The sequence below is a fragment of the Pontibacter virosus genome (assembly GCF_003096355.1).
Lineage (GTDB): Bacteria > Bacteroidota > Bacteroidia > Cytophagales > Hymenobacteraceae > Pontibacter > Pontibacter virosus.
In genome coordinates, this window is the sequence record NZ_QEKI01000013.1 from 55,955 (window position 1) to 67,853 (window position 11,899).

Genomic DNA, 11,899 nt, shown 5'->3' on the forward strand with positions numbered 1-11,899 from the left:
GCCTAAGCTTTTGGCAGTGCCAGTCGGGCCAGGTAGTTACCGAACTCTCCTTCGTAAAGCTGCTCAAAGGTATAACCCTGCGCTGTGGCATAGTCCTCCAGTATGGCCGGGTCGATGAAGAGCCATTTGAACTCGCCAGTCTGGTGCTGTTTGTAACGCATATTATACATTACCTCACCATAGTAGCCGGCATTCAGGTCAAGCAGCACGGATCCATCCTCTTCTTCAAACATGTACAGAATATCCGACGACTCAAGCAGGATTTGGCCTCCGGGGTTAAGTAACGTTCTTGTATGCTCGAGAAAGTGCTCCAGTCCTTCCAGATCACCGGCTATACCTACCCCGTTCATGAGCAGCAGCAGCGTGTCGTAGCGTTGGCCGCTCAGGTGAAAGATATCCTGCTGTACGACCTGCTTTATACCTTGCGCCCGCATGGCCTGCACTGCTCCAGCCGACAGATCAACCGCCGTTACATCAAGGCCGCGCTCCTGCAGGGCGAGACTGTGGCAGCCGGCTCCTGCGCCTACGTCAAGCACACGTCCCCGGCACTTCTCCAGCGCCAGTAGTTCTAGCTCCGGCATCTGTTCGGGTGTCCGAAACAGATAAGCTACTTCTATTTCATCGTCTTCGGTCAGGTTGCTTTCCACCACAATCCTCGCCTTTCGGTTCCCGGCCATAAAGTCCTGTATTGCAGCCCCTACCGGGTCGTTTATCATTGCCATGCTGTCTGTATATTTTCTGCAAAGAAAAGGATTATCCTCTTTTGTTTCATTAAAGTTGAACTTATCCAATTATATATTTTACTCCATATTAAATCAGCTGCCTTATTATCAGATATTTAGAGACAAAAAAATAGTACCGCCCGTTGCATTAATCAGAAATTTATGTAGATTGGCAATCAATAATCGACCTAAACCTACGTTTACCTATGAGCACAACTGTATTTAGCCACATTCAATTGATGAATCCTTTGCTAGAAAGCCGATACCTGAAACTGGAAGAGTCGCGCAACCGCCTGATCGGGGAGTTGGAGGGTCTGGACGAAGAACTTCTAAACCGGCCCGCTGCCACTGGCAAGTGGTCTATCAACCAGATTGTGGCCCACCTGATTCAGGTAGAGCAGCTGACCAACAGCTATATACAGCGCAAAGTGCAGGAAGACGCGTTGGAGTCAGCTTCACTGGCACATGGATTCCGGTCGCTGCTGCTTCGGGTTGCGCTGCATTCGGGCATGAAGTTTAAGGCTCCTGCAGCAGTAGCGAAAGTGCCGGCCTATGCCAGCCTAAACTCGCTCCGCATACAGTGGGACGCCGCCCGCTATCAGCTGGAAGACACGCTGACCGAACTACCTCAGCAACAGTTGGATAAGTGCGTATTCCGACACCCCTATGCAGGCATGCTCACAATAAACCAGACTTTGGCATTCCTTCAGGACCACTTCAGCCACCATGCCCGGCAGATTACCCGACTACGGCAGCAGTGGCTTCAGTAACCGAGGCTAAAAATCTCCTAATTCCATTTTCCTGATCACCAATCCACTTCCGCCGGCACGTAAGCCCATGATGTGCCCCTCTCCGTCCAGCTGCAATACCACTTCGATTTGGCTGGGAGAAGGATGCCGCATGAGGTAGCCCTGGTGTATCAAGAAATTCGCTTTGTATTGCTGCAGATGATCGTGCAGGTAGCAGGCGAGCGGCCCTGCCGCCATACCGGTGGCTGATTCCTCAGGTATACCATAACTCGGGGCAAACATGCGGGCACTCGCATCAGCTGCTGGTGTAGCTGTCGTAAACGCGTAGAAACCCACCAAACCCACTTTATCTGAAATGGCGCGCACCAGTTCCTGGTCTGGTTGCAGATGGTGCAGCGTACGCTCGTCAGGTACAGGCACGAGTAGAAAAGGGACTCCGGTGCTGGCGATGAGTGGCACAGTCGGAAAAACAAACCCTTCCGGCAGCCCAAGTGCCGTGGCAATAAGATGCGGATTGATACCGGCCGCTTCCATGGTGGTGTACTGTGGTGGCAGTTGCGCCTGGTATACCTTGCCCTCCTCAAAACTGATCTGTCGGGGGCCTTCTATCGATTCTTTCACGGCGCTTCCGTTAAGCAGCAGTCCCTTTTGCCACAGTAGGCTGAATGCAGCTACTGTCGCATGCCCGCAGTGCGGAATCTGCTTCAGGGGCGTGTAAAACTCAACTTTCACATCCCCTACTTCGGAGGCGGATACAAAAGCCGTTTCGGAAAGGCCCAGCATGGCCGCAATCTTCTGGCGTCTTTCGCGCGAAAGCCTGTCAGCAAAGAGCACCACGCCGGCTGTGTTGCCTCCGTTAGGCTGCTCTGTAAAGGCTTTGACAAGGTATAGCTCAGGGTTTAAGGTCTCAGGGTTGGCCATAGGGTGTATGCTGTTAAAAGGGAATTACTAGTTGGCTGTTTCGCTTTCTTTAAGCGCGGCAAACTCCATCTGTAGAGTCTTTATACGTACTTCAGTCTCGTCGGGAAGTTCATCAAAAGCTTCTTTGCGCTGATTCAGCTCTTCCAGCACGGCATCGGCCATTTCCCAGTCCTGCTGGCCCCAGTTTTTGTTTCTAGCCCGCACATTGCTCATAAAGTTCTGATAAGCCTGCTCAATGTTAGCTGCACTGAGCGCTGTGCCATTGGCGTATTGTCCCAGCAGGTCGCGCTCCCATTTCGTTAACTGAGCCTCCCTGTTGGCCATACTGTCACGCTCTTTCTCACGGGCCTTAAAATCTGCCTTGATCTGCTGGTAGTCGGCTCGCAGCTTTTCCGAAAAGTTCTCTTGCTTTCGGTCCAGTTCCTCGGTTCGCTGCTTAAAGTCCTCTTTTGTTTTTTTCCAGTCTTCCTCCGTTCGCTCCTCCAATTTGTTTGTCTGGGCGTTTACCCAGGAGCGAAACTCATTCACATCGCCCTCGATTTCTTGTTCGCGCGTGGCCGTGCAGGCACTCATCATCAGGGATACCAGCAGGACCATAACGGCCCATTGCATCCTGATTGAGATAAGCCGCGACAACGGCAGATAATGTCTTGTAACCATATAGCTGTTATTTATTTGTTCCTAAGCAGCTCCAAGCAATTTTCACTGAAGTATAAAAATACCTACGTATTTAGCCTGTTCCAAACTAATACTACGTATGGTCCGTATTTAGTTTAGAGAGGTTATTAAAATACAAATAATAAACAATATACTTCCAAAAGTAAATATTTATCTATTAAAATACAGCTAGCTCTCCTTTTCGGTTAGCAGCCCAAGCTTGAATAGCTTGCACTACGAGTATGCGTTAAAAGGCACAAGTGTAGTGTAAGCTATTGCTTTTATATATACTTAGCTGGTAAATATTTGGCTAAGTTATTCACTTACAATTCCAGCCTTCCCGTCAGTTATAAAGTAGAGGTCCGACTACATCCCTAACCGTTTTCCCTCAGGATTACGTATGCTGCAGCGTGAAGCGATTTCTATGACTGAAGAACAAAAACACTTTATGCGGGAAGCCATCAAGCTCTCCATCGATAAAATGGAAGCTGGTTTTGGCGGACCTTTCGGGGCTGTGGTTGTGCGCAACGGCCAGATCATCGCCCGTGGGTATAACAATGTGCTGGCCACTAACGACCCCACTGCACACGCTGAGGTAGACGCCATTCGCAAGGCCTGCCAGGCCCTGGGTAACTTCCAACTAACGGACTGCGAACTCTATACCAGCTGCGAACCCTGCCCCATGTGCCTGGGTGCCATCTACTGGGCCCGTCCGCGTAAGGTGTACTATGCCAATTCAAAAGACGATGCTGCCGAGGCTGGTTTCGACGATCAGTTCATCTACAACGAAATTGAGAAAAATGCACCAGAACGTTCCATTCCGATGGAGCAGATGCTTCGGGAGGAAGCACAGGAGGCATTTAAAAGATGGGCAATGAAAGAAGACAAACGAGTGTATTAACGCTATACCCTCTGAGTTACTAGCACAGGTATAGCATCAGAGATTAAGAATCTATTGCTAAGGTGTATACAGGCACCTAAAACGAAAAAGGCTGAACAGTATACCTGTTCAGCCTTTCTGCTTATACCTTAGAATCGCTTAGCGACGTCCGCCCATCATTTTAGCAAGATTGGCCATGCCGCCTTTGGTGCCGGCCATCTTGTTCATGGAGCGCATCATTTTGCGCATGTCGTTGAACTGCTTCATTAGGTTATTCACTTGCGTAATGTCTGTACCGGAGCCTTTTGCGATACGGGCACGGCGGCTGCCACTGATCATATCCGGGTTCTCTCGTTCCTGCGGCGTCATCGATTTGATGATCGCTTCGATCGGCTTGAAGGCGCCTTCGTCAATCTCTACATCTTTCAATGCTTTGCCAACGCCTGGGATCATACCTACCAGGTCCTTGATGTCACCCATCTTCTTGATTTGCTCGAGCTGCGTCAGGAAGTCGTCGAAGTTGAACTGGTTCTTGCGGATCTTTTTGTTGATGCGCTTGGCCTCGTCCTCGTCGAAAGCCTGCTGCGCACGCTCTACGAGGGAGATCACGTCACCCATGCCGAGAATACGCTGTGCCATACGATCCGGGTAGAATAAGTCGAGGGCTTCCATCTTCTCACCAGTCGAGATGAACTTGATCGGTTTCTCTACTACCGCACGGATAGAAAGGGCAGCACCGCCACGTGAGTCACCGTCGAGCTTGGTCAGTACCACGCCGTCGAAATTGATGCGCTCGTTGAAGGTCTTGGCTGTGTTCACCGCATCCTGACCGGTCATGGAGTCCACCACGAACAGGGTCTCGGTTGGCTTCACGGCGGCCTTGATCTCGGCTATTTCTTTCATCATCGCCTCGTCCACGGCCAAACGACCGGCGGTGTCGATGATCACTACTTTCTTGTTTGTCTTTTTGGCGTGTGCTACCGCGTTAAGAGCGATCTGAACCGGATTTTTGTTTTCCAGTTCGGTATAGGCCTCTACGCCTACCTGCTCGGCCAGCACCTGCAGCTGGTTGATCGCAGCCGGACGGTACACGTCGCAGGCAGCTACCAGTACGCCACGGCCTTGTTTTTTGAGGTAGTTGGCCAGCTTGCCTGTAAAGGTGGTTTTACCAGAACCCTGCAGACCCGCGATCAGGATGATGGCCGGCTCACCTTTCAGGTTGATGTCCTGCTTCTGGCCACCCATCAGCTCCGTCAGCTCCTCGTACACGATCTTCACCATCAACTGGCCCGGCGATACAGAGATCAATACGTCGCGGCCCATGGCCTCGTCTTTGATCTTGTCGGTTACCGTTTTGGCTACTTTATAGTTTACGTCGGCGTCCACCAGGGCACGACGTACCTCTTTGATGGTGGCAGCTACGTTGATCTCGGTGATGCTTCCCTGGCCTTTGAGGGTCTTAAAGGCGCGGTCTAGTTTGTTACTTAAATTATCAAACATCTCTCTAATTCTGGATTTACTTACAAAACTAAGGAATATCAGGAATAGTTGCTATAGGAATGAGTAATGACGAGAGATTAATGAGTAATGACGAGTGAAGGGCTTTTAGCTCTACAGCTTGTTCCATAGTTTTATTAATCATTCATCATTATTTATTCGTCATTAATCGTTATTCATTAATCACTATTCATTATTCATTCGTAATTACGCTTTTGCTATCTTTGGGAAAGAAGTTATTTTGCTGATCACTTTGGAAAAGACAGACCAGGTTAATTTACTATACATCTCCTACTACTGGCCCCCTTCGGGTGGGCCGGGCGTGCAGCGTGGATTGAAGTTCTGCAAATACCTACCACTGTCGGGTGTGCGGCCCAGCGTGCTGACCGTCGACGAGAAACAGGCCTCTTATCCGGTGCTCGATCATACGTTTGCGAGCGAAGTGCCCGATGGTATAGCCGTGTATCGTACCGCCACCTCCGAGCCCTTTGAGTATTACAAGAAACTCTCCGGCAAGAAAGAAATACCTTACAGTGGCTTTGCCAACGAAGAGGCCAAAACCGGATTTCTGGACAAAGTGTTTAAGTTTGTGCGCGGCAACTTGTTCATACCGGATGCCCGCGTAGGCTGGAACAAGCACGCCCTAAAAAAGGCTGACGACTTGCTAAAGGATGGTCATTTTCAGGCGATCCTGACTACTAGTCCGCCTCACTCCACCCAGCTGATCGGCCTGAAGCTGAAAGAAAAGTACGGACTGCCCTGGATTGCGGACCTGCGCGACCCCTGGATCAACATTCACTATTACGACCAGTTGTACCACACCCCGATTGCCAAGCGCATCGATCGTAATTACGAACTGCAGGTGCTGGAGCGGGCTGATGCCGTGATCGTGACAAGCGAAGACACCAAACGCCTTTTCCTCAACAAACCCGCTAAAATTGATCCGGATAAGATCCATGTGATTCCGAACGGGTATGACGAGGATGATTTTATTTATCCTTCTACCCCACCGCAAGACGAATTTCTGATTACGTATACTGGCACCATCACTGAGAATTACAACATTGATGTGTTCCTGAAAGTAATTTCGCAGCTGCGCTCGGTGAACAGTGACATCCGGTACAAACTGCGCTTTGTAGGCAAGGTATCAGAGGGTGTGAAGCAGCGCATCAGCAAGGCCGGCCTGGAAGGTATAACCGAATTTGTGCCGCACGTGCCGCACACCGAGGCCATCAAATACCTGATGGAAAGCACGATGTTGCTCATGGCTATCGCGGATGTGCCGGCTGTATATTCCAATGTGCCGGGTAAGCTGTTTGAGTACCTGGCCTCGAACAAGCCTATTGTTTGCCTGGGACCCGTTCACTCCGACACCGACCGGATCATAGACGAGTGCGGTGCCGGCCGCTTGTTCCACTACACGGCCCACGAGCTCATGCTCGACCACCTGATGCTGATGAGCAAAGCCTGGTCTATCAATCCGAACCTCGACCTGCCCTATATCAACGACGCCCAGTTTTCGAGGCGCGAATTGACGGCGAAGCTGGCCAAGGTGGTGAAGCGGTTGGTGGCGAAAGCTGCCAGGGTTTAGTCAATTTTCCTTTCCAGCACGACCGGTCTGATGTCGTTTATCGTGTAGGAGATCAGCATCTTCTTGTTGTCGATATTTTTGATGACGTGGCGGGATGTCATCACATTGACAAACACTGAATCGTTTTCAGTTGGAAAACCGGATTGCTGCCCCATGCTCTGTAACGCTTCTTTCTTCATGGTAAGTGATGATTCGTTCGACTTGGCAGGGAATATCCATGATCGCGTGCCTCCTATAACCGGGAATGGGAGTATATTGTCTATTTTGTCTTTGGGTACAAACAGCAGCGCTATTATAATACTGTCTGCTGCACTGTTTCTTTCAAATTGAAAATCGATATTTTCTTCCCACAAAATACGATCAGGCAATTCAGTTACTGTAGCAGGGGTCGGGATATTAGTCATTTCTACCCGATAACCTTTGCTTTTATCCCTGTTAAGATACTCCCATTTCAGCTTCCTGTCCTGCGCCTGCGGTCCATAGAAGTTCCAAAGGGTAGAAGGCCTTACATCGTCACAGCCCGTCAGGCCGTTCATACACATGGCCTCCCCGTTTATTTTGCTACCATGAAGCGGAAGATCAGGCATCTTCTTGTCCTGACCACTATAATGTGCCCAAAAGTATTTTTTATCGATGGTGAACCGGTGGGGTACTGAAGTGATATAGTGATTTTCTCTGTAGGCAAAGGCCCCATCTATTTCCGCAATCGTACCAGGTTTAACAGGCAAATCAGTAGTATTGGCATTGATTACAATGTAATCAATCTCTTCTTGAGTGGGTAAAACTTCATCTTTTTCTTTGTTGGTGTCGCAGCTATAAAGTGAGAAAGACAGGCAGGCCAGGATGAGACAGGATTTGTAAAGTTTCTTCATGATTTAAGTTTTGTAAAAGGTGGGACGCTAAATACAAGGTATTCTTAATATTCTATACTAGCAATTATTATTCCATTATTTAGATGCTAAATTATATTCAGCAAATTAAAGCTTGTACACATTAGCAACTCAGGAACTGATGTCATGAAGTACCCAATCTGGGTGATTCGGAATTTAAGCAGAAGATGCCTCATCCTAATACGGCAAAGAAATGATGACTTAGCTGGAAGAATGCAAGGGGGTTCTATACTACTTTACAGCATAGGGTGACCTGAGGGAAAGCGCAAATCAAATGCTTTAAAATACCAAAAATACCGTATGCCCAGAATGCCTAGAGAGCTTCCCGATGATAGTAACAGGTAAGATCCAGAAAATAGAGATGCGCAGAATAGCATCCCAAGAACTTGGACTGATGGAAGAAACTTAAAACAGATACGAGGTGACTGCTCCATAGAGGCTTCCTCGTTACTTTAGAACTTTCTTTAATATTATTAAAGCCAGCAGCCTACTGGTTATTTAATTTTCCGCGCTTCTGTTGATCCCAGAAAGCGGCAACAGATATCAACAAAAAAGCCAGTTTGTAGAGTCGATACCACCAGATATTCGTCTCCCAGAAAAATACTCTGAACACTTCCTGGGTGGTGTAGAAAGAGGTTATTAAGTCTACTAACATGGCAGCAGCAAATACCAGGTATAGAATCTTCAGAAATTTCATGTTTTGAAAGTTTTAGGTTTATTTATTAGGCCTGAGAGAAATTAAATCTACTGTTTTTTGCCTTTCAGTTCTAGACTTTGTTTGATTAAATCCAAGGTATAGTTTAGCACGGCATCTTCCCCTTTCAGGAAATCCTACATGGCAGCCTCTACCAGGTAGACGGGAGATATATGTATATAGCCTACAAGTTCACTCGACTTCTGATAATCATAAATTGCTACAACGTGCTGGTATAGCAGATAGCAAGGCGTTGCCGCAGCATACCTGCTATACTTTGTTGTATGGTTGTTATTCTTCCTTTTCTGCTGAATCGTATCTGTAAATATCTACGTCTGTTACTGTCTGCGTTCGATAAAGAAATTCTATAGTTTTTAATTCATGCCCTAAAGCTGGAGTTGACTCTACTGGATTAACATCGATGTACATTACAATTTCAAGTACAGAAGTCAGCTGGTATTTATCTTTTAACTTATTAATGATTTCTACCTTGTCCCCAAACTTATCAATAACTTCTTCCACAAGTTTCTCAAGAAATACTGATTCTTTTCCTTTTCCAGTTGACCACTTCCAAGAAGCAAATTTCTGATTAGGAATATACCGACCTTTATCCCCTTTCTTCCAAGAGTCTGTTGGTTCTATTCCAAGTGCGATTGTGACTACGTTAGGGTCAAAATCATCTCCTTGAAGAGCAAAGTAGACGTAGGATTGTGAAAGAGTTTTATTCATGCTTTTAATATCATACAACTACTGTACAGGAGGAATGCTAACTCCTACTATCTGCACTATGTATGGAGATAGTTAAAACCAAGCCCCTTCATTCAATTTCAATTTAACTAAATATACCTAAACGCCTATTCCTTTCAGCCACGCTTCCACTTCCTGCACCGGTATGGTATAGTTCTCCAGTTTATCCCCTGCTGTACCAACTAAGGCGCTATACCTGAAGCCGAGTGCTTTGCAGAGCAAAAAGTAGTGCGTCTTGATCAGGTTGGCTGGGTGAAATTCGAGAACCTGGCATTGCTCCGAGAAAAGCAGATTGGTCAGGCCGGCGCCGTGGGGAGCGATGACAACTTCAGCTTCATAAAAGAGCTGCACCTGCTGCTGGTAAGTCAGGTCCTCGGCCCGCACCATCTCAAAGCCGTACTTGTCTAGCAGCGGCAAAAGCTCCTGCTCGTTCAGTACACGGCGGGTTTTGGCATTGGCTCGACTAATGTAGATGCGCCTTTTGCGACTGCCTTGCTGCACGTCATAGCCCTGCCATACCTTGTGCCGCAGCCAGTCGGCCACCTCACGAGGCAGATAACCGCTTTGCACATTGGCTACAAAAGAGGGCAGTACAAACTCCTCAACCTGCCATTTTTCATGTTTGCCAATATAGACCAGTTCGGCTTGGGGATAGTCCTTTAGCACAAATTGCAGTGTATCAAGCTGGTAGCGGGCCATGTCACGGCGCATGATTACCTTGATCGGCTCGTGGGTATGCTCCAGCACCAGGTACAGGCGTGGCAGACAGTCAAAAAACCAGTGGTAGTTGTTGTTATCAGCCCAGGGCAGGTATAGCACAGAGGTATAGCGGCCACTTCGCTTTTTTGGGAGCAGCAACGACAATTCCTTAAAAGCATCCGATTTGGCCAGCCGACTCACCTCCCCCACTGACTCCACCACAACCTTTCCATCCAGTACCACGGCACCGGAGTTACCCAGCGCTTCCACCTCCTGCAACCGAATCAGGTACTGCTCTTTCTGCCGGTAGCCCAGACTATAGTCGATGGCGTAGTTGAAACTGCGGGCAGAATCTTCCAGAAATGTCTTTTCCGCATCGTTGAAATCCAGCACATAGCTGGGGCTAAGCACTTGTTTGCCCGGATGATGTAGCACCGAGGTATAGCGCGAGTAATAGCCCAGCGTATGCAGCAACCCGAAAAAAGCTTTTTTCAACATGAAGAAGTAAAGTTTTGGAATTTAGGAGTTAATTAATATATGGACAGGTTTCGACCTGTCCGAATCGTGCACGGCCAATCAATTATTGGCAATCTTACACTGTAATCCCTCTTGAGAGGAGCAGCGGTGGGTCAAGCATGCACAGTCAACAATTACCCCTTATAACAATCAGCAAATAACAACATCCCTCTGCAACAACCAACAATTAACAATCAACTACCAACAATTTAAGCAATCAACAATTAAATATTTAACTTGCAGCTTGGCATGGGTTACAGATTCTGGGCCCAAGTATAAAGTAAAAAATAAGCATGGCATTAGACCTAAATAATAAAGCTATACTGGTAACGGGCGGCACTGGCTCGTTTGGCAAAAAGTTCGTGGAGATGGTATACGCCCGCTTTCCGGACGTGAAGCGGGTGGTGATCTATTCCCGAGACGAACTCAAGCAGTTCGAGATGTCGCAGGTTTTTCCGCATAGCAAGTATAATTCTGTCCGCTACTTTATTGGCGACGTGCGCGACGGCGATCGTTTCAAAAGAGCCTGCGAAGGCATCGACATCATTGTGCATGCCGCCGCCATGAAACAGGTGCCTGCCGCTGAGTACAACCCGATGGAGTGCATCAAGACGAACGTGCTGGGTGCTGAGAACATCATCAACGCTGCCCTCGACACCGGCGTGAAGCACGTGGTGGCACTGTCAACTGACAAAGCTGCCGCTCCGATCAACCTGTACGGCGCTACCAAACTGTGCTCTGATAAGCTCTTTGTAGCCGCTAATAACATGAAGGGCAAGCGTGACATCAAGTTTTCCGTGGTGCGCTACGGCAACGTGATCGGCTCCCGCGGTTCAGTGGTGCCTTTCTTTTTGAAGAAACGGGAAGAAGGCGTGCTGCCTATTACTCATCCAGAAATGACCCGCTTTAATATTTCACTGGAAGAGGGCGTAGAGTTAGTTTTCCATGCGCTCGAGCACCATTGGGGCGGCGAGATTTTCGTGCCGAAGATTCCTTCTTATGTGATTACCGACCTGGCCGAGGCCATTGGGCCGAACTGCAAGCAGGAAGTGGTAGGTATACGTCCGGGCGAAAAACTGCACGAAGAGATGATCACCGAAACTGACTCCCTGAGCACCGTAGAGTTAGACAAATATTATGTGATTGTGCCTTCTACCTCACTTTGGACGGTCGAGGATTTCATCAAAGCACACAACGGCAAAATGGTGGAAATGGGCTTCAAGTACAACTCCGGTACCAACAGCGAATGGCTCAACGTAGAGCAACTCCGCGACCAGATCCGCCAGCATGTGGATCCGGAGTTCAGTGTGTAATTAATTGTAAAATGAGTGATTTA

The 11,899-nt window shown here is 48.2% G+C and carries 12 protein-coding genes; 4 read left to right on the top strand and 8 right to left on the bottom strand.

Annotation, left to right across the window (positions count from 1 at the left end):
• Window positions 1–2: 2 nt before the first annotated feature.
• Window positions 3–722: a class I SAM-dependent methyltransferase gene (locus tag C8E01_RS16445; RefSeq protein ID WP_243409639.1), complete on the bottom strand. Its 720-nt coding sequence runs from the start codon at window positions 720–722 to the stop codon at window positions 3–5.
• Between the two features lie 206 nt (window positions 723–928).
• On the opposite strand from C8E01_RS16445, the gene C8E01_RS16450 reads away from it, so the two are divergent.
• Window positions 929–1,492 (top strand): DinB family protein, encoded by a 564-nt coding sequence (locus C8E01_RS16450; RefSeq protein WP_243409640.1) that lies wholly within the window; start codon window positions 929–931, stop codon window positions 1,490–1,492.
• Window positions 1,493–1,498: 6 nt separating this feature from the next.
• On the opposite strand, the gene C8E01_RS16455 is transcribed toward C8E01_RS16450, so the two are convergent.
• Together C8E01_RS16455 and C8E01_RS16460 are read right to left on the bottom strand one after the other, a co-directional pair.
• Entirely contained in the window at window positions 1,499–2,392 is an 894-nt protein-coding gene (locus C8E01_RS16455; protein ID WP_116544563.1) for a PhzF family phenazine biosynthesis protein, read from the bottom strand.
• Window positions 2,393–2,419: 27 nt separating this feature from the next.
• Window positions 2,420–3,052, bottom strand: coding sequence for a hypothetical protein (locus C8E01_RS16460; protein ID WP_243409641.1), 633 nt, complete (start codon window positions 3,050–3,052; stop codon window positions 2,420–2,422).
• Window positions 3,053–3,473: 421 nt separating this feature from the next.
• Between C8E01_RS16460 and C8E01_RS16465 the strand changes: the two genes are divergently transcribed.
• Window positions 3,474–3,950: a nucleoside deaminase gene (locus tag C8E01_RS16465; protein ID WP_165820672.1), complete on the top strand. Its 477-nt coding sequence runs from the start codon at window positions 3,474–3,476 to the stop codon at window positions 3,948–3,950.
• 138 nt (window positions 3,951–4,088) lie between these two features.
• On the opposite strand, the gene ffh is transcribed toward C8E01_RS16465, so the two are convergent.
• Window positions 4,089–5,429: a signal recognition particle protein gene (ffh, locus tag C8E01_RS16470; protein ID WP_116544565.1), complete on the bottom strand. Its 1,341-nt coding sequence runs from the start codon at window positions 5,427–5,429 to the stop codon at window positions 4,089–4,091.
• 250 nt (window positions 5,430–5,679) lie between these two features.
• Here ffh and C8E01_RS16475 point away from each other — a divergent pair, with 250 nt between their 5' ends.
• The gene (locus tag C8E01_RS16475) at window positions 5,680–7,017 is read left to right on the top strand and encodes a glycosyltransferase family 4 protein (protein WP_116544617.1); all 1,338 of its coding nucleotides are present in this window, start codon (window positions 5,680–5,682) and stop codon (window positions 7,015–7,017) included.
• On the opposite strand, the gene C8E01_RS16480 is transcribed toward C8E01_RS16475, so the two are convergent.
• The 4 genes from C8E01_RS16480 to C8E01_RS16495 form a co-directional block, all read right to left on the bottom strand.
• Window positions 7,014–7,889, bottom strand: coding sequence for a hypothetical protein (locus C8E01_RS16480; protein ID WP_116544566.1), 876 nt, complete (start codon window positions 7,887–7,889; stop codon window positions 7,014–7,016). The genes C8E01_RS16475 and C8E01_RS16480 overlap by 4 nt on opposite strands.
• Before the next feature lie 505 nt (window positions 7,890–8,394).
• Entirely contained in the window at window positions 8,395–8,604 is a 210-nt protein-coding gene (locus C8E01_RS16485) for a hypothetical protein (RefSeq protein WP_116544567.1), read from the bottom strand.
• 288 nt (window positions 8,605–8,892) lie between these two features.
• Window positions 8,893–9,330, bottom strand: a complete 438-nt coding sequence (locus C8E01_RS16490; protein WP_116544568.1) for a DUF4279 domain-containing protein — start codon at window positions 9,328–9,330, stop codon at window positions 8,893–8,895.
• Between the two features lie 117 nt (window positions 9,331–9,447).
• Complete coding sequence (locus C8E01_RS16495) at window positions 9,448–10,545, bottom strand: glycosyltransferase family 61 protein (RefSeq protein WP_116544569.1); 1,098 nt, start codon at window positions 10,543–10,545, stop codon at window positions 9,448–9,450.
• 311 nt (window positions 10,546–10,856) lie between these two features.
• On the opposite strand from C8E01_RS16495, the gene pseB reads away from it, so the two are divergent.
• Entirely contained in the window at window positions 10,857–11,876 is a 1,020-nt protein-coding gene (gene pseB / locus C8E01_RS16500; protein WP_116544570.1) for a UDP-N-acetylglucosamine 4,6-dehydratase (inverting), read from the top strand.
• Window positions 11,877–11,899 lie beyond the last annotated feature (23 nt).